The sequence below is a fragment of the Microbacterium sp. ZXX196 genome (assembly GCF_009709595.1).
Lineage (GTDB): Bacteria > Actinomycetota > Actinomycetes > Actinomycetales > Microbacteriaceae > Microbacterium > Microbacterium excoecariae.
Genome location: NZ_WMEE01000011.1, coordinates 1 through 24,721, shown reverse-complemented (window position 1 = coordinate 24,721; position 24,721 = coordinate 1). Strand labels below are relative to the sequence as shown.

Annotated in this window: 23 protein-coding genes and 1 pseudogene; 10 read left to right on the top strand and 14 right to left on the bottom strand. The window is 71.0% G+C overall.

Annotation, left to right across the window (positions count from 1 at the left end; translation table 11 throughout):
• Positions 1 to 19 precede the first annotated feature (19 nt).
• The 5 genes from purN to GJQ66_RS09835 all read right to left on the bottom strand — a co-directional run bounded on the left by purN (position 20) and on the right by GJQ66_RS09835 (position 4,471).
• Positions 20 to 610, bottom strand: a complete 591-nt coding sequence (purN, locus tag GJQ66_RS14730) for a phosphoribosylglycinamide formyltransferase (RefSeq protein WP_368732861.1) — start codon at positions 608 to 610, stop codon at positions 20 to 22.
• A gap of 47 nt (positions 611 to 657) precedes the next feature.
• A complete protein-coding gene (locus GJQ66_RS14725; RefSeq protein WP_155049202.1) occupies positions 658 to 1,938 on the bottom strand; it encodes a DUF6350 family protein in 1,281 nt (426 codons plus the stop codon).
• Between the two features lie 107 nt (positions 1,939 to 2,045).
• Positions 2,046 to 2,948, bottom strand: a complete 903-nt coding sequence (sucD, locus tag GJQ66_RS09845) for a succinate--CoA ligase subunit alpha (protein ID WP_155049200.1) — start codon at positions 2,946 to 2,948, stop codon at positions 2,046 to 2,048.
• Positions 2,949 to 2,969: 21 nt separating this feature from the next.
• Positions 2,970 to 4,136 (bottom strand): ADP-forming succinate--CoA ligase subunit beta, encoded by a 1,167-nt coding sequence (gene sucC / locus GJQ66_RS09840; protein WP_368732860.1) that lies wholly within the window; start codon positions 4,134 to 4,136, stop codon positions 2,970 to 2,972.
• Positions 4,137 to 4,315: 179 nt separating this feature from the next.
• Positions 4,316 to 4,471 carry a hypothetical protein gene (locus tag GJQ66_RS09835; RefSeq protein WP_155049197.1) on the bottom strand — a complete coding sequence of 52 codons (156 nt, stop codon included), beginning with the start codon at positions 4,469 to 4,471 and terminating at the stop codon, positions 4,316 to 4,318.
• 100 nt (positions 4,472 to 4,571) lie between these two features.
• Here GJQ66_RS09835 and GJQ66_RS09830 point away from each other — a divergent pair, with 100 nt between their 5' ends.
• Positions 4,572 to 5,804 carry an acyl-CoA dehydrogenase family protein gene (locus GJQ66_RS09830; protein WP_155049196.1) on the top strand — a complete coding sequence of 411 codons (1,233 nt, stop codon included), beginning with the start codon at positions 4,572 to 4,574 and terminating at the stop codon, positions 5,802 to 5,804.
• A gap of 6 nt (positions 5,805 to 5,810) precedes the next feature.
• On the opposite strand, the gene GJQ66_RS09825 is transcribed toward GJQ66_RS09830, so the two are convergent.
• The 5 genes from GJQ66_RS09825 to GJQ66_RS09805 form a co-directional block, all read right to left on the bottom strand.
• On the bottom strand, positions 5,811 to 6,482 hold the full coding sequence (locus GJQ66_RS09825; RefSeq protein WP_155049195.1) for a methionine ABC transporter permease: 672 nt from the start codon (positions 6,480 to 6,482) through the stop codon (positions 5,811 to 5,813).
• On the bottom strand, positions 6,479 to 7,510 hold the full coding sequence (locus GJQ66_RS09820) for a methionine ABC transporter ATP-binding protein (protein ID WP_155049194.1): 1,032 nt from the start codon (positions 7,508 to 7,510) through the stop codon (positions 6,479 to 6,481). Before GJQ66_RS09820 ends, GJQ66_RS09825 begins: the two co-directional genes overlap by 4 nt.
• Positions 7,511 to 7,593: 83 nt before the next feature.
• Positions 7,594 to 8,487 (bottom strand): MetQ/NlpA family ABC transporter substrate-binding protein, encoded by an 894-nt coding sequence (locus GJQ66_RS09815; protein ID WP_155049193.1) that lies wholly within the window; start codon positions 8,485 to 8,487, stop codon positions 7,594 to 7,596.
• Between the two features lie 100 nt (positions 8,488 to 8,587).
• A complete protein-coding gene (locus tag GJQ66_RS09810; protein ID WP_155049192.1) occupies positions 8,588 to 9,727 on the bottom strand; it encodes an SseB family protein in 1,140 nt (379 codons plus the stop codon).
• Positions 9,728 to 9,748: 21 nt separating this feature from the next.
• Positions 9,749 to 12,145 (bottom strand): ATP-dependent helicase, encoded by a 2,397-nt coding sequence (locus GJQ66_RS09805; RefSeq protein ID WP_155049191.1) that lies wholly within the window; start codon positions 12,143 to 12,145, stop codon positions 9,749 to 9,751.
• Between the two features lie 153 nt (positions 12,146 to 12,298).
• Between GJQ66_RS09805 and GJQ66_RS09800 the strand changes: the two genes are divergently transcribed.
• On the top strand, positions 12,299 to 12,988 hold the full coding sequence (locus tag GJQ66_RS09800) for a GntR family transcriptional regulator (RefSeq protein ID WP_155049190.1): 690 nt from the start codon (positions 12,299 to 12,301) through the stop codon (positions 12,986 to 12,988).
• Positions 12,989 to 13,039: 51 nt separating this feature from the next.
• Positions 13,040 to 14,506 carry a sodium:alanine symporter family protein gene (locus GJQ66_RS09795; protein WP_155049189.1) on the top strand — a complete coding sequence of 489 codons (1,467 nt, stop codon included), beginning with the start codon at positions 13,040 to 13,042 and terminating at the stop codon, positions 14,504 to 14,506.
• Positions 14,507 to 14,554: 48 nt separating this feature from the next.
• Here the strand turns inward: GJQ66_RS09795 and GJQ66_RS09790 are convergent, their stop codons facing one another.
• Positions 14,555 to 15,547 carry a glycerophosphodiester phosphodiesterase family protein gene (locus GJQ66_RS09790; protein WP_155049188.1) on the bottom strand — a complete coding sequence of 331 codons (993 nt, stop codon included), beginning with the start codon at positions 15,545 to 15,547 and terminating at the stop codon, positions 14,555 to 14,557.
• Positions 15,548 to 15,669: 122 nt separating this feature from the next.
• On the opposite strand from GJQ66_RS09790, the gene GJQ66_RS09785 reads away from it, so the two are divergent.
• The 5 genes from GJQ66_RS09785 to GJQ66_RS09765 all read left to right on the top strand — a co-directional run bounded on the left by GJQ66_RS09785 (position 15,670) and on the right by GJQ66_RS09765 (position 20,879).
• On the top strand, positions 15,670 to 16,569 hold the full coding sequence (locus GJQ66_RS09785) for a Bax inhibitor-1/YccA family protein (protein WP_155049187.1): 900 nt from the start codon (positions 15,670 to 15,672) through the stop codon (positions 16,567 to 16,569).
• 154 nt (positions 16,570 to 16,723) lie between these two features.
• Positions 16,724 to 17,320: a DUF4956 domain-containing protein gene (locus GJQ66_RS09780; RefSeq protein ID WP_155049186.1), complete on the top strand. Its 597-nt coding sequence runs from the start codon at positions 16,724 to 16,726 to the stop codon at positions 17,318 to 17,320.
• A complete protein-coding gene (locus GJQ66_RS09775) occupies positions 17,317 to 18,099 on the top strand; it encodes a polyphosphate polymerase domain-containing protein (protein ID WP_368732859.1) in 783 nt (260 codons plus the stop codon). Before GJQ66_RS09780 ends, GJQ66_RS09775 begins: the two co-directional genes overlap by 4 nt.
• A gap of 17 nt (positions 18,100 to 18,116) precedes the next feature.
• Positions 18,117 to 19,688, top strand: a complete 1,572-nt coding sequence (locus GJQ66_RS09770; RefSeq protein WP_155049185.1) for a carbohydrate-binding domain-containing protein — start codon at positions 18,117 to 18,119, stop codon at positions 19,686 to 19,688.
• A gap of 408 nt (positions 19,689 to 20,096) precedes the next feature.
• Positions 20,097 to 20,879 (top strand): acetoin reductase, encoded by a 783-nt coding sequence (locus tag GJQ66_RS09765; RefSeq protein WP_155049184.1) that lies wholly within the window; start codon positions 20,097 to 20,099, stop codon positions 20,877 to 20,879.
• Between the two features lie 93 nt (positions 20,880 to 20,972).
• Here GJQ66_RS09765 and GJQ66_RS09760 read toward each other — a convergent pair whose 3' ends face one another.
• The 3 genes and pseudogenes from GJQ66_RS09760 to GJQ66_RS09750 all read right to left on the bottom strand — a co-directional run.
• Entirely contained in the window at positions 20,973 to 22,208 is a 1,236-nt protein-coding gene (locus tag GJQ66_RS09760) for an MFS transporter (RefSeq protein ID WP_051216769.1), read from the bottom strand.
• Positions 22,205 to 22,855, bottom strand: coding sequence for a GntR family transcriptional regulator (locus tag GJQ66_RS09755; RefSeq protein ID WP_155049182.1), 651 nt, complete (start codon positions 22,853 to 22,855; stop codon positions 22,205 to 22,207). Before GJQ66_RS09755 ends, GJQ66_RS09760 begins: the two co-directional genes overlap by 4 nt.
• Positions 22,856 to 22,941: 86 nt before the next feature.
• A pseudogene (locus GJQ66_RS09750) lies at positions 22,942 to 23,943 on the bottom strand (ISL3 family transposase); the annotation flags it as partial.
• 69 nt (positions 23,944 to 24,012) lie between these two features.
• On the opposite strand from GJQ66_RS09750, the gene GJQ66_RS14720 reads away from it, so the two are divergent.
• Together GJQ66_RS14720 and GJQ66_RS09740 are read left to right on the top strand one after the other, a co-directional pair.
• On the top strand, positions 24,013 to 24,318 hold the full coding sequence (locus GJQ66_RS14720; protein WP_230379516.1) for a transposase: 306 nt from the start codon (positions 24,013 to 24,015) through the stop codon (positions 24,316 to 24,318).
• A gap of 122 nt (positions 24,319 to 24,440) precedes the next feature.
• On the top strand, positions 24,441 to 24,721 hold a 281-nt coding region (locus GJQ66_RS09740; RefSeq protein WP_368732858.1), incomplete at its 3' end, for an IS3 family transposase.

The following is a 24,721-nucleotide window of genomic DNA, read 5'->3' as shown; positions in this document are numbered from 1 at the left end:
TGGTGCGGGAGGACGCGGCTCAGGCCCGCGCCCCGGTGAGGTCGATGTCGCCCGTGGCGATGCGGCGAACGACATCGATGAGCAGGCGGCGCTCGACGGGCTTGATGCGGGCGTGGAGGCTGTCCTCGGTGTCGCCCGGCAGCACGGCGACGCGCTCCTGCGCGAGGAGGGGGCCCGTGTCCACGCCGTCGTCGACCTGGATGATGCTCGCGCCCGTCTGGTCGACGCCCGCCGCGAGCGCGTCGCGCACGCCGTGCGCGCCGGGGAACTCCGGCAGGTAGGCGGGGTGGGTGTTGATGATCCGCGGCGCGAACTCGCTGACGACCTGGGGCGGGAGCAAGCGCATGAGGCCGCTCAGCACGATGAGGTCGGGCTCCCAGGCGCGCAGCTGCTCCGCGAGGGCCTCGCCCCATTCCTCCCGCGAGGAGAAAGCCGCGTACGGCACGGAGAACGAGGGCGCGCCGAAGTCGGCCGCGTGCTGCAGGCCGGGGGCGTCGCGATCGGCGCCGACGACGACGACGCGGGCCGGGTAGGCGGGATCCGCCGTCTGCTCGAGGAGGGCTCGGAGGTTCGAGCCGGTGCCCGAGATGAGGACCGCGACGTTCAGCACTCCCCCAGTGTACGCACGCGGCCCGTCCGCCCGTGCCGCCCGGTCCCTCAGGCGGGATCGGGCTCGGTGTCGACCCCGTCGGCGTCGGCGGGCGCCGCGCGCCCGGCCGTCAGCCGGCCGGCGGGCGCGAGGAGCAGGATGCTCGCGCCGACGAGCGCCTCGAGCCCCAGCGCGAGGGCGACAGGGCCCGGATCCGGCCCCACCTCCGCCATCCGCCCCGGGCCGAACGCGCCGCTCGCGCACGCCGCGGCGAGCGCGCCCAGCGCCCCGACGACCGCCGCGATGCCGCCCGCGATCGCGAGGCGCGGCAGGACCGGCTCCGCACCGGCGCCGTCGAACGCCCATTCCCGGGCGAAGGCACGGCGGCAGACCCCGCCCGCGGCCGCGGCGAGGCCGACGGGGATCGCGACCGCGATGAGCTGCCAGGCGGATCCGCCCTCCGGCAGGAGGCCCAGGATGGGGATCCCCGGGACGACGCCGAGGGACACCCCCGCGGGCGAGACGGCCGTCGCGGTGCCGACCGCGAACCCGGGCCCCGCGAGATAGGCCACGACCCAAACCATCGCCGTCGGCAGGTACGCGAGGTGCACGAGCGTGAGCGCGCCGGCGCCGACCGCGTCGACCCGCGCGCGCTCGAACAGCGCGATCACCTCGCCGCCGCGGACCGCGAACAGCGCGGCGAGCACGACGCCCGCGATGGCGACGAGGCCCATGGCCACGATCCCGGCCCCGCGGAGCACGAGCGCGGGCACCTCGCGCCAGGCCGGGCCCGACGCGTCGAGCGCGTCGTGCAGGCGGTCGAGCGGGCCGCCGTCGCCCGCGTCCCACGCGCGCGGGACGGCGCCGAGGAGGAAGCCGGCCGCGTACACGGCCGCGGGCAGGACGATCGCCTGCCACGGCGTGACGGCCGCGACGGGCGCGGTGCCGGAGGCCCACGCGACCACCGCGGCGACCGCGAACGCGGCGGTTCCCGCCGCGAAGCCGCTCCAGGGCGCGCCCGCGTCGACGGCGCGGCGCCCCGACCGCGCGGCGAACAGGAGCGAGAACAACGCGAAGGCGAGCGGCGCGACGCTCACCCAGAAGGCGGCCCCGTCCGCGTCGATGCCGACGGCCGCGGCCCCGGCGTCGTCGAGCGCGATCGACACGGGCACGAGGTGACCCAGTTGCCACACGCGCGCGGTCGTCGGCCACAGCGCCGACCACGCGCCCTCCCCGCCGAACACGGCGAGCCAGACGAGGACGAGGGGGGCGAGGATCGCCCCGAGCGCGGCGGCCGCGCAGACCAACGCGTCAACGACGGCGAGCAGGGCGATGGTGAGGCGGTGCATGGCCGTTCGAGGCTACCCGCGCGGGCGACCGATGCCGCGCAGGCGCCCCGCGAGAACGCCGCGAGGCCCCGCCGTCGGCGGGGCCTCGCGGGTGCTGCGGGAGGGGATCAGAGCGACTGCATGATCTCCCGCATGAGCTGGGCGGTCTCGCTGGGCGTCTTGCCCACCTTCACGCCCGCGGCCTCGAGGGCCTCCTTCTTCGCGGCGGCCGTGCCGGCGGATCCCGAGACGATCGCGCCCGCGTGGCCCATCGTCTTGCCCTCGGGGGCGGTGAAGCCCGCGACGTACCCGACGACCGGCTTCGTGACGTGCGCCTTGATGTAGTCGGCCGCGCGCTCCTCGGCGTCGCCGCCGATCTCGCCGATCATGACGATCGCCTTCGTCTCGGGGTCGTCCTCGAACGCCTGCAGCGCGTCGATGTGCGTCGTGCCGATGACGGGGTCGCCGCCGATGCCGATGGCGGTCGAGAAGCCGAAGTCCTTCAGCTCGAACATCATCTGGTAGGTCAGCGTGCCCGACTTCGAGACGAGGCCGATCGGGCCCTTGCCCGTGATGTTCGCGGGCGTGATGCCCGCGAGCGCCTCGCCCGGCGTGATGATGCCGGGGCAGTTCGGGCCGATGATCCGGGTCGCATTGCCCTTCGACTGCGCGTAGGCCCAGGCCTCGGCGCTGTCGCCGACCGGCACGCCCTCCGTGATGACGACGAGGAGCGGGATCTCGGCGTCGATCGCCTCGATCATCGCGTCCTTCGTGAACTTCGGCGGCACGAACGCCACGGAGGCGTTGGCGCCCGTCGCGGCCATCGCCTCGGCGACGGACGCGAACACGGGCAACTCCACGTTCTCGCCGTTCTGGTCGACGTGCGAGACCGTCGTGCCGGCCTTGCGGGCGTTGACGCCGCCGACGATGTTCGTCCCGGCCTTGAGCATGAGGGCCGTGTGCTTGGTGCCCTCACCGCCCGTGATGCCCTGGACGATGACCTTCGAATCCTTGTTCAGGTAGATCGACATTTCGTAGTCCTTCGTATCGTCTCAGGCGTTGGCCAGCTCGGCGGCCTTGTCGGCGCCCTCGTCCATGCCCGCGGCGAGCGTGACGAGCGGGTGGTCGGCGGCGGCGAGGATCGCGCGCCCCTCCTCGACCTGGTTGCCGTCGAGGCGCACGACGAGCGGCTTGGTCGCCGCGTCGCCGAGGATCTCGAGCGCCTTCACGATGCCCTCCGCGACCGCGACGCAGCTCGTGATGCCGCCGAAGACGTTGACGAAGACGCTCTTGACCTGGGGGTCGCCGAGGATGACGTCGAGACCGGACGCCATGACCTGCGCGTTCGCGCCGCCGCCGATGTCGAGGAAGTTGGCGGGCTTGACGCCGCCGTGGTTCTCGCCCGCGTAGGCGGTGACGTCGAGCGTCGACATGACGAGGCCCGCGCCGTTGCCGATGATGCCGACCTGGCCGTCGAGCTTGACGTAGTTCAGGCCCGCCTGCTTGGCCTTCGCCTCGAGCGGGTCGGCCGCGCCCTTGTCCTCGAGCTCCTCGTGCTCAGGATGGCGGACCTCGGATCCGTTGTCGTCGAGCGACACCTTGCCGTCGAGCGCGACGATGTCGCCCTCGCCGGTAAGCACGAGCGGGTTCACCTCGACGAGCGTGGCGTCCTCGCCCTTGTACACGTCGAACAGCTTCACGAAGACGGCGGCGACCTTCTCCACGAGCTCGGCGGGGAAGTTCGCGGCACGGGCGATCTCGATCGCCTTCGCCTCGTCGATGCCCGTCAGCGGGTCAACCTCGACGCGCGCCAGGGCCTCGGGCTTCTCGACGGCGAGCTGCTCGATCTCCATGCCGCCCTCGACGCTGCACAGCGACAGGTAGCTGCGGTTCGCGCGGTCGAGCAGCACCGAGAAGTAGAACTCCTCGGCGATGTCGGCTCCGGCCGCGACCATGACGCGCTGGACGACGTGGCCCTTGATGTTGAGGCCGAGGATCGCCTTCGCGGCCTCGTACGCCTCGTCGGGGGTCTTCGCGACCTTGACGCCGCCCGCCTTGCCGCGGCCGCCGGTCTTGACCTGCGCCTTGACGACGACGACGCCGCCGATCTTCTCTGCCGCTGCCTTCACCTCCTCGGGGGTGTCGGCGACGATGCCGGCGAGCACCGGCACCTCGTACTTCTCGAAAAGGTCTCGAGCCTGGTACTCGTAGAGATCCACGTTGCATTCCTTCGGTGGGGCACGGGGAAAGAGGCAGCCGCGCTCGTGGGTTGGACTGTCTCGATGTCGAGAGACCTCGACCAGTCCCCCAGCCTACTACCGCGAAAAACCGTCGCCGTGCACGACGACGAGCGCCCCGCGGACCGATCGGTCCGCGGGGCGCTCGTGAGGCGCGAGGGCTACTTGGCGCTCTTCATCATCGGCAGCGCCATCGCGAGGCACACCGCGAGGATCCCCGCCGTGAAGATAACGGCCTGGAACGAGGTCGCCATGAAGGCGACGGCGAACAGCGCGAGCCCGCCGACGAACAGGATCAGCGACAGAATGAACATCATGTGGGTCAGCCCTCCGGGAAAGTCTGCTCCCCAGCTTACCGGCTGTCGCCGGTCGACAAAGACATCGCGCCGGGCGGGGGCGCGCCCCTAGCCTTCCCCCATGGCAACGGAGCACCTCCCCGGCGAGCGCCGCAGCGCGTACGCCGTCACCGACCCGCTCGGCACCGACTACTACGACGTCTTCGCCGACGTCGCGGGCCCCGACCGCGACGCCTGGGCGCGGGCCCGCCGCGTCTCCGCGGACCTCGCGCCCGAGATGCTCGCGGCGTGGGACGCCGCCGCATACCCGCACGAGCGGATCCTCTCCGCCCTCGGGTCCGCGGACCTCCTCGGCGACGGGATCGCGCACGAGGGCCTCACCCCGATGTCGCCGCTCGCGGCGGGGCTCGTGAACATGGAGCTCTCGCGCGGCGACGGATCCGTCGGCACGGTCCTCGCCGTGCAGGGCGGGCTCGCGCTGCGCACCCTTGCGCTGTACGGCTCCGACGCGCAGAAGGAGCGCTACCTCGGCCCGCTCTCGCGCGGCGAGGTCCCGGGCGCGTTCGCGCTGACCGAGCCCGACCACGGCAGCGACTCGACGGGACTCGAGACCACGGCGACGGCGGAGGCGGGCGGCTGGGTGCTGCGCGGCGCGAAGAAGTGGATCGGCAACGGCGCCTCGGGCGGGATCACCTTCGTCTGGGCGCGGATCGTGTCGCCGGGCGACCCTGACGACCAGAAGGTGGGCTGCTTCCTCGTGCCGCAGGAGACGCCCGGCTACCGCGGCACGGTCATCTCCGGGAAGGTCGCGCTGCGCGCGATCCACCAGGCCCACATCGCGCTCGAGGACGTGCGGCTGGACGGATCCGCCCGACTCCCCGGCGCCCACGCGTTCGCGGACACCGCGCGCGTGCTCTTCGCCACGCGCTCCGGCGTGGCCTGGTCGGCCCTGGGACACGCGACAGCCTGCTACGAGGCGGCCCTGTCGTACGCGCGCGAGCGGATCCAGTTCGGGCGCCCGCTCGCGGGGTTCCAGCTCGTGCAGGAGCGTCTCACGCGCATGCTGTCCCAGCTGACGACGATGCAGCTGTTCTGCCGCCGCCTGGCCGACCTCGAGGCCGAGGGCGCGCTCCGCCCGACGCAGGCCTCGCTCGCGAAGTACACGAACACGCGCCACGCCCGCGACATCGCCCGCGAGGCCCGTGACCTGCTCGGCGGCAACGGGATCCTGCTGGAGAACCGGGTGATCCAGCACCTCGCCGACATCGAGGCGATCCACACCTACGAGGGCACCGAATCGGTGCAGGCCCTCCTCATCGGCCGCGACATCACGGGCGTCGGCGCCTTCGTCTGAGGCGCGCTACCGGCGCAGCACGCGGCGCGCGATCGCGTTGCCCACGGCCTGCACGATCTGCGTAACGATGACGATGGCGACGAGCGCCGCGATGATGACGACCCAGTCGTTCTGGCGCTGCCCGTAGGCGATGGCGTAGTTGCCGACGCCGCCGCCCCCGATCATGCCCGCGACCGCCGACATGTCGATCACGGCGATCGTGACGAAGGTGTAGCCGAGGATGAGGGATCCGAGCCCCTCCGGCAGGATCACGGTGAGGATGATCCGCCAGGGCCCCGCCCCCGTGGCGCGGGCGGCCTCAATGACGCCGGGGTCGACGCCGACGAGGTTCTGCTCGACGATGCGCGCGACCGCGAAGGTCGCCGCCACGGAGATCGCGAGGATCACGGCCGTGTTGCCGATCCCGCTGGAGAGCACGAGGCGCGCGAGCGGCTGGAGCACGGCGAGCAGGATGATGAACGGGATCGGCCGCACGGTGTTGACCAGCGCGCCGAGCACGCCGTAGACGACGGGCTGCTGGAGGATCGCGCCGCGCCGCGTGACGGTCAGCGCGATGCCCACCGCGAGGCCGACGATGCCGCCGATGACGAGCGAGGCCGCGACGAGCCAGAGGGTGATCGCGGTCTGCTCGAGGATGTCGGGCAGCACCTCGGCGATGCGCTCGGACAGGTCGTTCATGCCGCCACCTCCGTCACCGTGACGCCCGGGCCAATGCCGCCGAGCGCGCGCGAGACGGCCCGCTCGTCGCCGCGCACCGCGATCGTGAGGAGCCCGTAGACCCGGCCCTGGATGTCGTCGACGCCGCCGTGGACGAGATGAAAGTCGACGCCCTCGCGCGCGAGCGCCTGGAAGACGCGCGCCTCGGAGGCGCCGGCGTCGGTGAAGGCGATCGTGAACAGGCGCCCCTCGGTGCGCGCGGCGAGGTCCGCGAGCGCGTCCCCCTCGGGCAGCGCGCGGACCACGGTGCCGACGAAGCGCCGCGCCGTCTCGGTCGCCGGGCGCGTGAACACGTCGTAGGTCTCCCCCGTCTCGACGACCCGGCCGCGCTCCATGACCGCGACGCGGTTCGCGAGCCGCGCGATGACGTCCATCTCGTGCGTGATGACGACGATCGTGATGCCGAGCTCGCGGTTCACGCGCGCGAGCAGGTCGAGCACGCCGTCGGTCGTCTCGGGGTCGAGCGCGCTGGTCGCCTCGTCGGCGAGGAGGATGGTCGGCTCGGCCGCGAGCGCGCGGGCGATCCCGACGCGCTGCTGCTGCCCGCCCGAGAGCTGCTCCGGATAGGCGTCCTCGCGATCGGCAAGACCGACGAACCGGAGCAGCTCCCGCACGCGCGCGTCGCGGCGATCCCGGGGCCAGCCCGCGACTTCCAGCGGATACGCGACGTTGCCGCGCACGGTGCGCGAGGAGAGCAGGTTGAACCGCTGGAAGATCATGCCGATGCCCTGGCGGATCGCGCGCAGTCGGCGCTCGGGCAGGGCCGTGATCTCGACGCCGTCGATCTCGATGGATCCGCTCGTCACGGGCTCGAGGCCGTTGATGAGGCGCACGAGGGTGGACTTGCCCGCCCCCGAGTACCCGATCACGCCGAAGACGTCGCCCCGCTCGATGGCGAGGGAGACGCCCTCGACGGCGGCCACGGGGGTCGCCCCGCGACGGGCCGGCGGGTAGATCTTCGTCACGTCGGTAAGGGTGATGTGCGCCATGGCTCCTCGGTTCGCCACACGGAAACGGTGCGCGGGCGGCCGGGCCGCCCGCGCACCAGGGTATTGCTCCCGGCTGGGGAGGATCAGCCCGCGTCGCGGGCGGCGTCCTCGACCTCGGCGAGCGAGGCCTGCAGCTCGTCCTTCGGCGTCGTGGCCGGCACGGCGGTGCCGCCGGACGTCTCGATGACGCCGTCGAGGACCTCCTGGTTGGTCTGGTAGATCTCCACGAGGCGGTTCAGCACCTCGTCGTCGACGTCGTCGGCACGCGTGGCGAAGATGTTCACGTACGGCTGGGCGGACGGATCCGCCGGGTCGTCCTGGAAGATCGCGTCGTCGCTCGTGAGCCCGGCTGCCTCGAGGAAGTCGTTGTTAATGATGGCCGCGTCGGCGTCGGGCAGCGACGGGGCGAGCAGCGCCGCGTCGAGCGCCTTCACCTCGACGCGCGACGACTCGGCGATGACGTCGTCGAGCGTCGAGAACGGGCTCCCGCCGTCCTCGAGCTCGAGGAGGCCGGCCGACTGCAGCACGAGGAGGCCGCGAGCCTGGTTGGTCGTGTCGTTCGGGACGAGCACGGTGCCGCCCTCGGGGATCTCCGCGATGTCGTCGTACTCGGCCGAGTACAGGCCGAGCGGGTAGGTCACGGTCGCGCCGATCGGCTGCAGGTCGTCGCCCGCGGCGACGTTGTAGTCCGCGAGGTAGATCACGTGCTGGAACTGGTTGATGTCGAGCTCGCCGGCGGACAGCGCGGGGTTCGGCTGCGTGTACTCCGTGAAGTCGACGAGCTCGACGAAGATGCCCTCGTCCTCCGCCGCCTCGGTATACGTCTCCCAGTACGGGTCGCTGGCGCCCACGACGCCCATCTGGACGGGGTTCTCCTCGGAACCGAGCTCGGCATCGGAGGCGCCGGTGGCGCATCCGGACAGGGCGAGGACGCCGGCAACGGACAGCGCGGCGAGCGAACGGGCACGGTGTGACATGGGGGTGCTCCTTGTGTGGACGGGCCTCGAGAGTAGGCACGCCGCTCCCCCGGGCGCGAATTCGCTCGACACACGGCGCAATGCGCCGCGGGTCCCGGAGTCAGTCGCTAGCGGCGAGCGGATCCTCCCCCGCCTCGGCGGCGAGGGCGAGAACTGGATCCAGTTCCTCGCGCGTGAGCGTCATGAGCGGGCCCGCGGGGTCGAGGATGATCCCGCCGAGCTCCGGGTGGTCGACGAGCACGCGCGCGATCTTCTCGATGCCGAAGGGCATGGCGCGCTCGGTCCGCCCCTGCGCGACGACCTCGAGCGGGTGCGAGTACACCTGGAGCAGGCGCGTGCCGTTGGCCAGGCGCGCCTCGGCGATGCCCATCTTCGACTCGTCGTCGGGCGACGGGCCGACCGCGACCCACAGCGGCGGGCGCGCGGCGAGGACCGCGGCGACCTTTTTCGGGGTGTCCGTGTCGCGCGGCTGGGCGAGCGCCGCCTTCACCCGCAGCTCGGGGTCGGCCTGGCCGAGCGCGCGCTCGAGGACCTCGCGCGGCAGCACGATCCGCCGCGGGGCCGAGGCGCCGTCGACGATGAGGCCGTCGAAGCCGTTGTCGATCATGTGGCGCAGGATCATCCCGACGGGCTGCGCCACGGCCGACGTGGCCTGGTTGCCGTCGGCCTTCACGGCGTCGGAGAGCGCACGGCCCGAGCTGAACACGAGCATGTAGCTCTTGTCGCCGTTCTTCGCGACGCCGAAGGACAGCGTCGCGCGGCCGCCCTCCTCGATCTGCTCGCGTACGTCGCCCGTGACGCGGAGGAAGATGTGGCCGTGCAGCAGCTGGCGCGCGACGCCGAGGAGCTGGGCGGGCGTCGGCTTCTCGGGCAGCGCCGCGAGCGCGTCGCGCAGGAGCGTGTTGTCGCGCAGCCCCTTGACGGTCTCGAGCTGAGCGGGCGGCGCCGCGGGCGCGAGCGGGAGCTCGCGCGCGGGGGTGCCCTGGGACGGCCGCGCGGGCGGGTCCGCGGGCGGATCCGCGGGAGCCGGGTCCGCGGGCGCGGCGCCGGGCGCGTCCCGCGCCGGGCCAGAGCCCGCCCCGACGCCGCGGAACGACGAGAAGGAGATGTTCACCTCGGGGGTCGGCTCGCCCGCGGCCTCGGCGGCGTGGTCGCCGTCGGTGGCCTCCGGGGCCGGCGACTCGTCGCGCCGCGCGTCGTCGCCGTCGTCGGACTTCTTCTTTCGCGAGAACAGACCCATGCGCCCAGCCTACGGGGGCGTTCAGCCCTCGTCGGCCGTCAGCCGGACGATCGGCGCGACCTTGATGAGGAGCTTCTTCGTCCCCACCTCCTCGAACCGGACGTGCGCGATGCGCTTCGCGCCGACGCCCGTCACGGCGTCGACCGTGCCCTCGCCGAAGTCGTCGTGCCGGATCCGGTCGCCGGGCGCGAGCTCGAGGTCGCCGTTATCGCGGACCTTGCCCGTCACGCGATTCGTGAACTCCGCGAGCGACGCGCTTCGCGTCTTCTTCGGCTCGAGCGGGGCCTGGCCGAACCGCCCACTCTCGCGGGGCCGGATGGCGTTCAGGGCTCGCGAGGAGGTGCCGCCGCGCGAGTTCACGTCGCCGGGCGACTGCCGCCAGGCGATGAGGTCGGCGGGGATCTCCTGCAGGAAGCGGCTCGGCATCGCGGCCGAGACCTCCCCGAACTGCGCGCGCGTCATCGCGAGCGACAGGAACAGGCGCCGCCTGGCCCGGGTGATGCCGACGTAGAACAGCCGGCGCTCCTCCTGCGGGCCGCCCGGCTCGCCCGCCGCGATCCGGTGCGGGATCAGGTCTTCCTCGACGCCCGTCAGGAACACGGTGTCGAACTCGAGGCCCTTCGCCGTGTGGAGCGTCATGAGCGAGACCACGCCCGAATCGTCGGCGAGGTCGTCGCTGTCGGCGACGAGCGCGACCTCGGTGAGGAAGTCCACGATCGTGCCCTCGGGGTTGTTGCGCGCGAACTCTCGGGTCACGGCGACGAGCTCGTCGAGGTTCTCCACGCGCGCCTCGTCCTGCGGATCCCTGCTCGCGCGGAGCGCGTCCAGGTACCCGGATCCGTTCAACAGCTTCTGCAGCCCCTCGGTCACCGAGGTGGGCCGGGCGCGACCGTCGGGCAGGAGGATGTCGGTGGCCTCGCGGAGCACGGCGTCGAACTCGGCCAGCACCTTCTGCTGCTTCGCGCCGAGCCCCATATCGCTGGCGAAGCCGAGGGCGGCGCGGAAGCTCAGGTCGTTGTCAGCGGCGAACTGCGCGATCCGCGTCTCGGTGACGGCGCCGATCCCGCGCTTGGGCTTGTTGAGGATCCGCCGGACCGCGAGGTCGTCGGCCGGGTTGGCGACCGAGACGAGGTACGCGAGCGCGTCCTTGATCTCGGCGCGGTCGTAGAACTTCGTGCCGCCCATGATCTTGTACGGCACGGCGGAGCGGATAAAGATCTCCTCCAGCGCGCGCGACTGCGAGTTCGTGCGATAGAACACGGCCATGTCGGAGTAGCTCGTGCCGCCGCGGCGGAGCTTCTCGATCTCGTCAGCGACGAACTGGGCCTCGTCGTGCTGCGAGTAGCCGGTGAACCCCGTCACGTCGTCGCCGGCGCCCTGATCCGTCCAGAGCTTCTTGTCCTTGCGGTCGAAGTTGTTGCGGATGACGGCGTTCGCGGCGTCGAGGATGTTCTGGCTCGAGCGATAGTTCTGCTCGAGCATCACGACCTTCGCGCCCGGGAAGTCGCGCTCGAACTCGGTGATGTTGCGGATGTCGGCGCCGCGGAATGCGTAGATCGACTGGTCGGAGTCGCCGACGACCGTCAGCGAGGCCGGCTCCTCCTTCTTCTCGGGGAGGAGGGCGAGCATGCCCTGCCCCACGTCGAGGGACTCCCCCTCGGGCGCGCGGGTGAGCTCGCGGATGAGCTGGTACTGCGCGTGGTTCGTGTCCTGGTACTCGTCCACGAGGATGTGGCGGAACCGCCGGCGATACACGTCGGCCACGTGCGGGAAGGCCCGGAAGAGGAAGACCGTCTGGGCGAGGAGGTCGTCGAAGTCGAACGCGTTGGCGCGGCGCAGCTGGCGCGTGTAGTCCTGGAAGATCTCGACGAAGATGCGCTCCGCCGGATCCTCCATCTGGGCCTGGCGGCGGTAGGAATCGGCGTCGTGCAGCTCGTTCTTCAGCTTCGAGATCCGGCTCTGTACGCCCGCGGGCGTGAGCCCGTACGCGTCGGCCTCGTGCTCCTTGACGAGGCGCTTCATGAGCGCGCGCACGTCTCCCGAGTCGTAGATGGTGAACGACTTCGTGAAGCCGAACTGCTCGGCCTCGCGCCGGAGGATCCGCACGCACGCGGAGTGGAACGTCGAGATCCACATGCCCGCCGCCTGCTCGCCGACGAGCTGGCCCACGCGCTCACGCATCTCGCCCGCGGCCTTGTTCGTGAACGTGATCGCGAGGATCTGGCTGGGCCACGCCTCGCGCGAGCGCAGCAACGACGCGATGCGATGCGTGAGCACGCGGGTCTTCCCCGAGCCGGCGCCCGCCACGATCAGCAGCGCGGGCCCGCGGTACTCGACCGCCTCGCGCTGGTGCGGGTTGAGCCCGTCGAGGAGCGGATCGGCGTCGGAGGGGATCAGGGCGTCGGGTGCATCAGACATGTCCCTGCCGAGTCTACGAGAGGGGTCCGACAAGCCACCCGCCCGCGGCCGGCCCGCGCCTGTAGGCCGCCACGATATTTTGCGCCTCCCAGCAGCATAATGGTCTATACCAGTTATCGTTCCAGGGAACCCACTCCCCCCGAAGGACACGCGATGGACGAGAGCATTCCGCTCCCCCGCACCATGCGCCTCGCCGACGCCGTTTACGAGCGGCTGACCGAGGCGATCATTTCCGGCGACCTCGCCCCTGGCGAGCGCGTCCGCGACGGCGAGCTCGCCGACCAGCTCGGCGTCTCCCGCATGCCCGTGCGCGAGGCGCTCCAGCGCCTCGAGCGCCAGGGCCTCGTCGAGATGGTCGCGAGCCGCTACACGCGCGTGACCGAGATCACCCCCGACATGCCCGCGGCCTCGATGGAGTTCCTCGGGTATCAGTTCGGCGTGCTCCTGCGCATCGCGATCCCGCGCCTGGACGAGGCGGGGCGCGACCGCGCCGCGCGCGACGCGCGCGAGCTCGCCGACGCGGTGATGGCGGATCCGGCGCTCGCGTACGACACCGCGCGGCGGTTCAGCGAACACCTCGCGACCGACAGCGGAAACCCCCTCGCCGAGCACCTCCTCGCCGACAGCTGGGTGACGCTCACGCGCAACGTGCGCGGGGCCTTCCCGCTCGTGAAGGACGCGGGCGAGCTGCGTTCCGAGCTCCTCGAGCTGGCGGCGATCATCGAGGACGGCGACGCCGCGGCCGCCGAGGCGAAAATGCGCGAGGTGTTCCTCCTCGGACCCGGACAGCCGGGTCCGGCCCAGGCCGTGGCGCACCTCGGGGAGGCGGCGACCGCCGACTAGCGTGAGCTCTCGTGCACGGACGTTCGTGCACGGACGAAGGGACACCCTCACATGGCCGGCGACATCGAAGCCTTCCTCAGCGCCGTCAGCGGGATCGTGTGGGGCCCGTGGCTCCTCATCCCCCTGCTCCTCGGGACGGGGCTGTACCTCACGATCCGTCTCGGCGGGATCCAGTTCGTGCGCCTCGGCGCGGCGCTCCGGCTCGGGCTGTTCCGGCGGCGCGACACGGGCGCGGAGGGCGACATCTCGCAGTTCCAGGCGCTCACGACGGCGCTCGCCGCCACGGTCGGCACGGGGAACATCGTCGGCGTCGCGACCGCGATCGGCATCGGCGGGCCGGGCGCGCTGTTCTGGATGTGGGTGACGGGCCTCGTGGGCATGGCCTCGAAGTACTCCGAGGCCTTCCTCGGCGTGCGCTTTCGCACGACCGACGCGGCCGGCGAGAAGAACGGCGGACCGCAGCAGTACCTCGAGCGCGGCATCCCCGGCCCCTTCGGCAAGGTGCTCGCCACCGCGTTCGCGATCTTCGCCGTCCTCGCCTGCTTCGGCATCGGGAACATGACGCAGGGCAACTCGGTCGCGGCGAACCTCGAGTCGAGCTTCGCCGTCCCCACCTGGGTCACCGGCGTCGTCCTGACCCTCGTCGCGCTCGCGGTCCTCGTCGGCGGGATCAAGTCGATCGGCCGCGTGACCGCCGGGTTCGTCCCCGTCATGATCGTCTTCTACGTCATCGCGGCGCTGTACATCCTGCTCGCGAACGTCGCCGACATCCCGGCCGCGCTCGGCACGATCTTCGCGGACGCGTTCACGGGCAGCGCGGCCGCGGGCGGCTTCGCGGGATCCGTCCTCATCGCCGCGATCCAGTTCGGCGTCGCGCGGGGCATCTTCTCGAACGAGTCCGGCATGGGCTCGGCGGCGATCGCGGCGGCCGCGGCGCAGACGAGCCACCCCGTGCGGCAGGGGCTCGTGTCGATGACGCAGACCTTCATCGACACGATCATCGTCGTGACGATGACCGGCCTCGTGATCGTCACGACCGGCGCCTACACGTTCACGGACGACTCGGGCGCCCAGATCGACGCGTCGCTCATGACGGGCGAGGCGTTCTCGCATGGGCTCCCCGGCGAGTGGGGCCACTGGGTCGTCACGCTCGGCCTCGTCATGTTCGCGTTCTCGACGATCCTCGGCTGGGCGTACTACGGCGAGCGCAGCCTCGAAAAGCTGGCCGGCCGCCGGGCCGTCCTCCCGTTCCGCGTGCTGTTCTCGCTCGTCGTGTTCGTCGGCTGCACGACGCAGCTCGGCGTCGTGTGGGCGTTCTCCGATGTCATGAACGGCCTCATGGCGCTACCGAACCTCATCGGGCTCCTCGTCCTCTCGGGCCTCGTCGCGCGCGAGACCCGCGCCTACCTCCGTCACGACCCGCGCCTGGTCGCTTCCCCGGCCGAGGTCGCCCGCTTCATGGCTGGCGACCCGGGCTGGGAGGCTTGGCGCGCCACCGAAGCGCCGTCGAAGCCCTGACTCCACGTCCACATTTCTCCGGTAGGTCTCCGCGGATTCCGCGGAGACTTACCGGAGAAATGTGGACTTAGGGGGCTTGAAGGCGGCGCGCGCGAGGTCGGGGTGGTCGGCGAAGATCCCGTCGAGGCCCGCGGCCACAAGCGGCTCCCACTCGGCCCGCCAGTCGCCGTGCGCCGCCGGATCCGCCGAGCTGCGGTTCCGGCGGCGCAGGAACGCGTTCTCCGGCCTCGCCGTCCAGGCGTAGACGGCCAGTCCCGCGTCGCGCGCGCGCTCGAGGAACGGATCCGCCCGCCGCGGCCCCGCGATCAGCGACGCGTGCACGCTGATGCCGTCGGCACGCCCGGCGATCCCCTCGACGCGCGCCAGCTGCTCCCGATACGACGGCGCCTCCCCGCCCGCGAGGAGCAGGTCGACGGCCGTGCCGGAGCGCTCGACGAGATAGACGAACGCGGCGCGGATCCCCTCCTCCCGCACGCGGTCGAGCGCGCTCTGCTCGAAGGACTCCACGACGAGGCCGTGGAGCCGCGCCTCGTCCTGCCAGCCCTCCGCGACGAGGTCGGCGGCCACGAGCGCCGGCAGGTCGATCCCGATCGACCGGAAGTACGGCTCGTGCTTCAGCTCGACGACGATGCCGACCCCCGCCTCCCGCGCGAGGGCGAGCACCTCCCGCAGCGACAGGATCGGCCAGCGGCCGTCGTACGCCGCGCTACCCGGGCGGATCTCCGGGATCCGCTCGCGGCACCTCAGGACCCGCAGCTCGTCCCACGTGAAGTCCTCCGCGAACCAGCCGTCGATCTCCACGCCCGCGAACGCCTTCCGCGTGCGGCGGTCCGCGAACTCGGGGCGGTCCGCGACGTCCGTGGTGCTCGAGATCTCGTTCTCGTGGCGGACGATCGCGACCCCGTCGCGCGTGGCGACGACGTCCGGCTCGATCGCGCCGGCCCCCAGCGCGATCGCGAGCTCATAGGATCCGCGGGTGTGCTCGGGCCGGTACCCGGGCGCGCCGCGGTGGCCGATGATGAGGGTCTCGGGTGCTGCCATCCCCCGAGGGTAGGGCTGCCCCGAAAATTCCGCATGAACACAGCGCGGGCATAGCCGTCGGCCGATATCGTGGACCCACCGCGCACACGCGCGACCCAGAAACCAGGAGTGTGACCACAGCTATGGCCAGCGCCGGATTCAACAACCCGTACTTCACGCAGGACCGCGCCCCCAGCGCGTACCCGACGCCCCTCTCCCCCGACCAGGCCGCACAGCAGCGCCAGGCGGCGCAGGCCCCGCACGCCGGCGAGCAGGCGCACATCGAGGGCATGTACGCCGCGCCGTCGGCGGGCACCCCGCAGACCGGCCGCATGACCTACGAGGACACGATCGTCAAGACGGCGATCCTCTTCGTCGTCATGCTCGCGGTCGCGGCCGTCAGCTGGATCATCACCCTCGGCGGCTCGCTGTCGGCGACGACGGCGACCTCGTTCAACATGGTCCCGATGGTCGTCGGCGCGCTCGGCACGCTCGTCATCAGCCTCGTCATCGCGTTCAAGAAGACCGCCTCGGTCGGGCTCGTGATCGCCTACGCGGTCGTCGAGGGCCTGTTCGTCGGCGGCATCTCGGCGTTCTTCGAGTTCCTCTACCCGGGCATCGTGATCCAGGCGGCGCTCGCCTCGGTCGCCGTGATCGCCACGACGCTCGCGCTGTTCGCGAACGGCAAGATCCGCGCCTCGGCCCGCATGACGAAGATCGTCCTCATCGCGATGATCGGCTACGCGGTCTTCTCGCTCCTCAACGTCGTCCTGATGATGTTCGGCGTCTTCCCCGAGGGCATGGAGTTCGGCCTGCGCTCGGCCGAGATCTTCGGCATCCCGCTCGGGCTGATCCTCGGCGTCGTCGTCGTCCTCATGGGCGCCTACATGCTCGTGCTCGACTTCGACGCGATCCAGCGCGGCGTCCGCAACGGCGCGCCCGCGAAGCTCGCGTGGCAGGCCGCCTACGGCATCCTCGCGACCGTCGTGTTCATCTACATCGAGATCCTCCGCATGATCGCGATCCTGCGCGGCAGCGACTAACTCGCGCCGCACGCAGAAGCGCCCGCCCGGTCCGCCGGGCGGGCGCTTCTGCGTGCGCCCGGGGCCGGGAGCGATTCATCACTCCGACCGCGAGCGGGCATAGGAACCGCATAGGGAGCGGGCGTTACCTAACGGTGAACGAAAGGTGAACGCCATGTCCGACGTCTCGATGCTCCTCATCGACCTCGCCGCAATCGCGGTCCTGACCCTCGCCATCTACTTCCGCCGGCACCGCCGCCGCGACCTCGTCGTCGCGTTCGTCGGGGTCAACATCGGCGTCTTCGCCGTGAGCTGGGTCCTCGGCACGACGGGCGTCGCGGCCGGCCTCGGGCTCGGGCTGTTCGGCGTGCTCTCGATCATCCGGCTCCGCTCGACCGAGATCTCCCAGCGCGAGGTCGCGTACTACTTCGCGGCCCTCGCGATCGGTCTCATCACGGGGCTGACGACGTCGTTCAGCGCGACCGCGACCGCGCTCGTCGCGATCGTCGTGGGCGCCCTGGCCGTCGTCGACCACCCGGCCCTGTTCGCGTCCTACCGCCACCGCACGGTGCAGCTCGACGAGGCCGTGGGCGACGAGGACGCGCTGCGGGCCGCGCTCGAGGACCGGCTCGGCGGGCAGGTCCGCAGCCTCACGGTGCAGCACCTCGACTTCGTCAACGACACGACCCTCGTCGACGTCCGCTACCGCGCCCATCGCCGCACCGGCCCCGCCCGCCGCCGCGCGGCCGCCCGCCAGGCGGTGGCCGCGTGAGCGCCCCCGGCATCGTCGGCCGCCTCGATGCGATCGGCCTCGACGAGCTCGTCGGCCAGGCCGAGCTGCTCACGCGCGTCGACCGCAAGTACGTCCTCACGCGGGCCGAGACGGATCGCGTCCTCGCCGCCGTGGACCCCGCGACGCGGGTGCTGGAGATCGACGGCGCGCGCGGGTCCACCTACGGAACCATGTACTTCGACACCCCCGACCTCCTGAGCTATCACCTCGCGGCGCACGGCCGCCGGCGCCGGTTCAAGCTGCGCTCGCGGCACTACGTCGACACCGACGCCGCCTTCCTCGAGATGAAGACGCGCGGCGCGCGCGGCACGACGGTGAAGGAGCGGATCCCCCACCCCGCCGACGCCGTGGACACGCTGACGCCGGAGGGCCGGGCGTACGCCGCGGAGGCGGTCGCCGGTCTCGGGCTCGGCGCACACGTCGCCGACGAGCTCGCCCCGACTCTCCACACCGCCTATCGGCGCACGACGCTCCTCCTCCCCGAGGGCGCACGGGCGACGATCGACACGGAGCTGGCGTGGGCCGACGCCTGGGGCCACCGCATGCAGCCGGACGACCTCGTGATCGTCGAGACGAAGTCGGCCGCGCAGGCCTCCTCGCTCGACCGCCTGCTGTGGCGCGCGCGGATCCGCCCGGCACGCATCAGCAAGTTCGCCACGGGACTCGCCGCGCTCCGGCCCGACCTCCCCTCCCACAAGTGGAACCGCATCATCCGCACCCATTTCCCCCGCGGCGCGAGCGCCGCCCTCGCCGCCTGACGCAAGGAGACACCATCATGACTCGCCCCACGCCCCCTCGCCGCCTCCGGGCCGCCTCCGGCGTCGGCCTCACCTTCGCGCTCGCCGTCGCGGCGCTCACCGGCTGCTCGGCCCTCGCCTCAGCGGAGGCCGAGACCGGATCCGCAGCCCCCGCGTCGTCCTCCGCGTCCGCATCCGACGCGTCGTCATCGTCCGACTCGACCACGTCGTCGTCCGACGCGTCGACCCCCGCCGGCGTCTCGGAGATCATCGAGGCGAACTCCGACCAGACCGTCGTGAACGACGACGAGTGGTCGGAGGCCGACGCGGTCGACATCGCGCTCGACGGGACGACCGCCACCACCTCCTCGGAGAACGTCGCCGCCGCGGAGGGATCCGTCACGATCACCGCCGCGGGCGTCTACCGCCTCACAGGCGACTTCGACGGCGTCATCGCGATCGACGCGCCGGAGGACGCGCAGGTCGTGCTCATCCTCGACGGCGTCTCGATCGAGACGACCGACCAGGCCGCGATCGGGGTCGTCTCCGCCGACGACGTCGCGATCGTCTTGGCCGACGGATCCGAGAACACCGTGACGTCGACCGGCACCTACGCGGACAGCGCGGACGCGAACGCCGCGATCTGGGCCGACACCGACCTCACGATCAGCGGCACGGGCGCGCTCACCGTGGAGGCCGGCGCGAACGACGGCATCACGAGCAAGGACGACCTCGTCATCCTCTCCGGCTCTCTCGAGGTCACGGCCGCCGACGACGGCCTGCGCGGCACGGACTCGCTCACGGTGCGCGGCGGCGATATCGTCATCGACGCCGGCGGGGACGGTCTCCTGTCCGACCAGGAGGACGACGACTCCCAGGGGTGGGTGCTCGTCGAGGGCGGGACGCTCGACGTCGAGGCCGGATCCGACGGCATCGACGGCTACACCGACGCGATCGTCACGGGCGGCGAGGTCACAATCACCTCCGAGGAGGGCATCGAGGCGGGCACCGTCGCGATCGGCGGGGGCACGATCTCGATCACCACGACGGACGACGGCATCAACGGATCCGCCGGCACCGCCGACGACACGGCCACGAACGACGAGTTCGCGGGCGGCATGGGCGGCGGCGGTATGACCGACACGGGCGAGTACGTGCTCATCGCGGGCGGGGAGATCACGATCGACGCCGAGGGCGACGGGCTCGACTCGAACGGATCCCTCGACATCACGGGCGGCACGACGATCGTCCTCGGGCCGACGAACGGCGGCAACGGCGCGCTCGACACGAACGGATCCCTGACGATCTCGGGCGGGACCCTCCTCGCGCTCGACTCGGGGGGCATGTCGGGCTCGCCCTCCACGGATTCGGCGCAGGCCTGGGTCGCGACGTCGGCGTCGGGATCCGCCGGATCGACGGTCCAGATCCTCGCCGCCGACGGGACGGTCCTGTACGAGGCGGAGGCGGCGAAGGCCTTCGGCGCCCTGGTGTTCTCCAGCGCCGACGTCGTCGCGGGCGAGACATACTCCGTGACGGTAGACGGCACCGAGGTCGCATCTGCCGCGACGGGCCAGGCCCTCGCGGGCGGCATGGGCGGCGGCCCCCGCTAGCTCGACGACGACGATCGACTGCAGCGGCAACTTCTGCCCCGCGGTCGCGAGCACGGGCGAGTCCGCCTCGAGCACGCGTGTCGCCAGTATGTCCGGTCGGTTCGTCGAGGCGTCGTCCGTGACGGGCATGCTCTTGAGAGTCTTGTCGGACGCGAGGTAGTCGTGGAAGACGAGCCGCTCGTCCAGAATCCACAGGTTCGACGCATCGACCCCCACATCGTTCGAGTCCTTGCGCATGGGGAAAAGCAGCTCGTGGACGAGGTCTTCGCGAGCATACTTGCCATCTCCGTCCGACTCGATGAGTTTTGCTAGGATGTCGAGGGTCGTGCGGCGCCGAGCAACGTGCCTTCGGGCGACCTTCTCTCGGAGCGCGACAGCGCTTCATCGAACCATGAAGGAGTAGTCGGAATGTCCACTGCCAAGGTCGCTCTCGTCTCGGGCGCAGGTCAGGGAATCGGTCGCGGAATCGCGCTCCAGCTCGCGAAGGACGGCTTCGACGTCGCCGTCGCAGACCTCACGTTCCAGGAGGAGAAGGCGCGCGGCGTCGTCGCGGAGATCGAGGCGCTGGGCCGCCGTGCGATCTTCGTGGCTGCCGACGTGTCGAAGAAGGAAGACGTCGTCGCCGCTGTGGACGCAGCCGCCACGCAGCTCGGCGGGTTCGACGTCATCGTGAACAACGCGGGCATCGCGCAGGTCAAGCCGATCCTCGACGTGACGGCGGAAGAGCTCGACAAGATCTTCTCCATCAACGTGAACAGCGTGGTCTTCGGCATCCAGGCCGCTGCCGACAAGTTCATCGAGCTCGGTGTGAAGGGCAAGATCATCTCCGCCGCGTCGATCGCGTCGATCAAGGGCTTCCCGATCCTCGGCGCGTACTCGGCGTCGAAGTTCGCCGTGCGCGGCCTCACGCAGGTCGCGGCGCAGGAGCTCGCCCCGAAGGGCATCACCGTCAACGCGTACGCTCCCGGCATCGTCGGCACGGGCATGTGGGACCTCATCGACGAGAAGCTGTCGGAGATCAACGGCAAGCCGCGGGGCCAGAACCTCAAGGAGAACGTCGAGAGCATCGCCCTCGGCCGCATCGAGACGCCCGAAGACGTCGCGAACGTCGTGTCGTTCCTCGCAAGCGAGAAGGCCGACTACGTGACCGGCCAGGTGCTGCTCGTGGACGGCGGAATGCTCTACAACTGATGCATCCGAAGGGGGCGCGGGGAGGACATGTCCTTCCCGCGCCCCCTTTTTTGCGAAGTCTTCGCGAGGACGCCGCGCCCGGCCGGTTCCTCATCAGGCCGCCGGCAGGTGCCGGCGCCAGCTGAGCGCGACGATCCCGACGCTGACCGCCGCCAGGACCGCGCCGGCGAGGAACATCGTCGTGTACGGGATCCACGCGCCGAGCGCGGCGAGGATCGCCGGGATGAAGAACCCGAGATACGTCAGTGAGTAGTACACCGCGGTGAGTCCGGCAAGATCGCGCGGACCGGCGATCCGCTGAATCTCGCGCAGTCCCCCGACGAGCAGCATGCCGTAGGCCGCGCCGAGTGCCGCGGCGGCCACGAACGCCCAAGCGAGCGAGTTGAGGCTCACCGCGACGGCGGCCAGGATCATGGCGGGAACGGTGACCGTCAGCGCGATCCCGATGCCGCGGGCCGACAGCGGGGTGTCGACCTTCGCGGCGAACCGCTGCACCGCGACACCGCATCCGAGCGCGACGACGCACAGCAGACCCGACACACCGATCTGCAGTCCCGGCGCCTGCGACATCATGAGGCCCGGCAGGATCGCGTACGCGCTTGCGGCGGTGCCGAAGACCCACGGCGCCATCGGGACGACGACGAGGAGGAACCGGCGGTGCATCGCGGTGGGGATGCGCAGGTCGGCGAGGAGCGGCCCAGAGGTGTCTCGGCGCGGCCGGCTCTCCGGCGCCGCCCACAGCAGCACGAGCGCGACGAGGGTGAGAGCGATGTGCAGGAGGTAGGGCGACGCGGTGGGGATCGGGCCGAACTGCCCGAGCGCCGCAGCGAATCCGGCGCCCAGCGCGAACCCGGACGTCAGTGCGAGTGCAGCGCGTGAGGCGCCACGGCCGTCGACGGCGCGGGTCGTGAACGGAGGCTCGGAGAGCTCTTTCACCCAGCTCGTGCCGACTGCCATCACGAGCCCCAGCGCGATACCCGACAGCACCCGCCCGGCGAACAGGAGCGGCATCGAGGAAGCCCCGACGGCGAGGAGCGTGCTGCCCGCAATCGCGATGATCGGGGCGGGGACGAACAGCGGTCGGCGGCCGTACCGGTCGGACAGCGGGCCGCCGAGAAGGAGCGCGGGCACGATGCCCAGGACATATGCCCCGAGCAGTACATTCACGCTGAAGGCGCTCATCTGGTCGATCTGGCGGTACATCACGAGCAGCGGTGTGAACTCGTTTCCACCCCACGCGACAGCGAACAGGGCAGCGCTCACGCGCATCCAGGGGACGATCGCGATCCGCTCTCCGGCGGCGGCTCCCTCGGAGGACATCTCACTCATGACAGCAGCTCCCGGTGGGTCTTCTTGATGTGACGGCCGAGTTCCACCTCGAACGCCGCGGTCTCGCCATCGCCGATGAGGCGGACGAGCAATCCGTGATCGTCGAGCACCTGCTCGGCTCGGTCGCCGCGTCGCCAGAGCGACCACGCGAGCATCCGCCTCTGCCGATCGCGCAGCGTCGCGAAGAACTCTGCGAGCAGGGCGTTCCCGCCGGCCGCGACGATCCGGGCGTGGAAGGCCGTGTCTGCCTCGGCGAGCCGCGCGAGGTCGGATGCCTCGTACGCGCGGCGTTGCTCGTCGAGAATGTCGGAGAGCTCGTCGACGACGTCCTGCACCCGTTCGGAGTCACGGACGAGCCGCCGCACGGCATCGGTCTCGATGAGGATGCGCGCCTCGACGACGTCGTCGAGCTCTCCCGGCGTCACATCGCGGATCAGCGCACCGCGCTTGGGGTACAGCCGCATCCACCCCTCGACCTGCAAGCGCAGGAACGCCTCGCGGACGGGGGTGCGGCTCATCCCGAGTTCGTCCGCGATCGTTCCTTCGCTGACCATCGTCCCGCCGGCGAGATCGCCGTCGAGGATCCGCTCCTTGACCTTCGCGTACGCGGCATCCGCGGCGGATGCCTCCGTCTCCTGATGCTCCATGACCCCGTCCCCGTGCTGATGAACAAGATAGATACTAGTTGCATCTCAGCCCGGTGCAAAGTGGCTCTTCGGACGTTCGGTGGGGGTCATGGGGTGAGGCCGCCGGCGGCGAGGAGCATGCGGAGGCGGTAGTTGTGCCGGTTGCGATAGCCGCGGGCGAGGCGCCGGTGCAGCTCGATGATTCCGTTGATCGCCTCGGTGCCGCCGTTGTTCGCGCGCCCGGTCGCGAAATACGCGAGGAACGCTGACCGCCACCGGCGCAGGGTGCGACCGAGGCGGGCGATCTCCGGGATCGCGCAGGTGTGGAATGTCTCGGCGACTCGCTCCGCGATTCGGCGGCCCTCGGCGAGATCGTTCGCGTGGTAGGCGGATCGCAGTTGCTACGCGCACTGCCACGCAACGAACACCTCGTCGTGCGCAGGATCTGCCTCGATCGCCGCGGCCAGCCTGACTCGCTGCTTGTCGGTGAGGTTCTCCGCTCCGGCGCGCAGGATGGTCTGGATCCCGTAGAGCGGCTCTCCCTTGCGTCCGCGGTGGCCGAGCGTGTCGTGTTGCACTCTGCGGCGGACCTCGTCGACCGCGGCGGTGCCGAGTTTCACGACATGGAACGCGTCGAGCACCGCGACAGCGTCTTCCAGCTTGTCGTTGATCGCGGTCTTGTATCCGGCGAAGGGATCCAACGCCGCCACCTCCACGTTTTTCCGGAACGCGTCGCCGCGCTCACCGAGCCAAGTCGCGTAGGCCTTCCCGGACCGGCCGGGTACGAGATCCAGTAGCCGCGCACGCACCCGGCCGTGCTCGTCGCGGGTGAGGTCGACCATCCCCGTCAGTTCCTTCGGACCGCGCTTGCGTGGATCGACGTGATGCCAGACATGCTCGTCGACACCGAGCGTCGTGACGCCATCGAACCGGGATTCGTCCGCGGCGAGGCACACGAGTTCGGGCTCGACGGCGCGCCACACGGTCTTCCACGATGTTCCGAGCTGACGGGCGAGCCCAGCGATGGTCGCGTGCTCGCCTCGTAGCTGTCCGATAGCCCAGGCGATAGTGCGCTTCGTGATCGACCCCCGGTGTGCGACCAGCGACGGGGGCGTGAGGAACGGATTGGTGACAACTGATCGTTAGTGCGGGGAGGCGCTGGCGGGGAGGATGTCATCATGCCCGGTCCCTATCCCAGAGAGTTCCGCGAGGACGTTGTCGCGGTCGCTCGCAGCCGTGAGAGCGGCGTCACCATCAAACAGATCGCTACTGACTTCGGTATCAGCGAAGCGACGTTGCAGAACTGGCTCCGCCAGGCCGACGTCGAGGAAGGCAATCGGCCTGGTCAGACTGCGGCGGATGCTGCGGAAGCGCGGGAGCTGAAGAAACGGATTCGCCTACTCGAGCAGGAGAACGAGGTGCTCCGGAGGGCTGCGGCGTATCTGTCGCAGGCGAATCTGAAACTCGGTGGCTCCCCAAAATGACGTACCCGCTCGTATCTGAGCTCGCCGACGCGGGGATTCCCGTCACAGTGTCGTGCCGGGTCCTCAAGCTCGCCCGCCAGCCCTACTACCGGTAGAGAGGCGACCCTGTCCGGGACGCGGACGTGCTCCGCGCGCACCGGATCAACGCCCTGCACGACGCTCACCACGACGATCCGCCGTTCGGATACCGATACCTCGCCGACGAGGCCCGCCGTGCGGGTTGGCGAATGAGCCGCCGGACCGCATGGAAGTTGTGTTCTCAGGCGGGGATTCTCTCGTCTGCGCAGCGCCGCCGACGAGGGAAGGGCAAGAAGGCTGGCCCGCCGGTGTTCGATGATCACGTGAAGCGCGTGTTCCGCGCTGACGCGCCGAACCGGGTGTGGCTGACCGACATCACCGAGCA

Bases quoted from the DNA above. Each gene is read 5' to 3' on its own strand.
- GJQ66_RS14725 (WP_155049202.1), bottom strand. From the start codon at position 1,938: ATGCACCGCCTCACCATCGCCCTGCTCGCCGTCGTTGACGCGTTGGTC.
- sucD (WP_155049200.1), bottom strand. From the start codon at position 2,948: ATGTCGATCTACCTGAACAAGGATTCGAAGGTCATCGTCCAGGGCATC.
- GJQ66_RS09835 (WP_155049197.1), bottom strand. From the start codon at position 4,471: ATGATGTTCATTCTGTCGCTGATCCTGTTCGTCGGCGGGCTCGCGCTG.
- GJQ66_RS09830 (WP_155049196.1), top strand. From the start codon at position 4,572: ATGGCAACGGAGCACCTCCCCGGCGAGCGCCGCAGCGCGTACGCCGTC.
- GJQ66_RS09825 (WP_155049195.1), bottom strand. From the start codon at position 6,482: ATGAACGACCTGTCCGAGCGCATCGCCGAGGTGCTGCCCGACATCCTC.
- GJQ66_RS09820 (WP_155049194.1), bottom strand. From the start codon at position 7,510: ATGGCGCACATCACCCTTACCGACGTGACGAAGATCTACCCGCCGGCC.
- GJQ66_RS09815 (WP_155049193.1), bottom strand. From the start codon at position 8,487: ATGTCACACCGTGCCCGTTCGCTCGCCGCGCTGTCCGTTGCCGGCGTC.
- GJQ66_RS09810 (WP_155049192.1), bottom strand. From the start codon at position 9,727: ATGGGTCTGTTCTCGCGAAAGAAGAAGTCCGACGACGGCGACGACGCG.
- GJQ66_RS09805 (WP_155049191.1), bottom strand. From the start codon at position 12,145: ATGTCTGATGCACCCGACGCCCTGATCCCCTCCGACGCCGATCCGCTC.
- GJQ66_RS09800 (WP_155049190.1), top strand. From the start codon at position 12,299: ATGGACGAGAGCATTCCGCTCCCCCGCACCATGCGCCTCGCCGACGCC.
- GJQ66_RS09795 (WP_155049189.1), top strand. From the start codon at position 13,040: ATGGCCGGCGACATCGAAGCCTTCCTCAGCGCCGTCAGCGGGATCGTG.
- GJQ66_RS09790 (WP_155049188.1), bottom strand. From the start codon at position 15,547: ATGGCAGCACCCGAGACCCTCATCATCGGCCACCGCGGCGCGCCCGGG.
- GJQ66_RS09785 (WP_155049187.1), top strand. From the start codon at position 15,670: ATGGCCAGCGCCGGATTCAACAACCCGTACTTCACGCAGGACCGCGCC.
- GJQ66_RS09780 (WP_155049186.1), top strand. From the start codon at position 16,724: ATGTCCGACGTCTCGATGCTCCTCATCGACCTCGCCGCAATCGCGGTC.
- GJQ66_RS09770 (WP_155049185.1), top strand. From the start codon at position 18,117: ATGACTCGCCCCACGCCCCCTCGCCGCCTCCGGGCCGCCTCCGGCGTC.
- GJQ66_RS09765 (WP_155049184.1), top strand. From the start codon at position 20,097: ATGTCCACTGCCAAGGTCGCTCTCGTCTCGGGCGCAGGTCAGGGAATC.
- GJQ66_RS09760 (WP_051216769.1), bottom strand. From the start codon at position 22,208: ATGAGTGAGATGTCCTCCGAGGGAGCCGCCGCCGGAGAGCGGATCGCG.
- GJQ66_RS09755 (WP_155049182.1), bottom strand. From the start codon at position 22,855: ATGGAGCATCAGGAGACGGAGGCATCCGCCGCGGATGCCGCGTACGCG.
- GJQ66_RS14720 (WP_230379516.1), top strand. From the start codon at position 24,013: ATGCCCGGTCCCTATCCCAGAGAGTTCCGCGAGGACGTTGTCGCGGTC.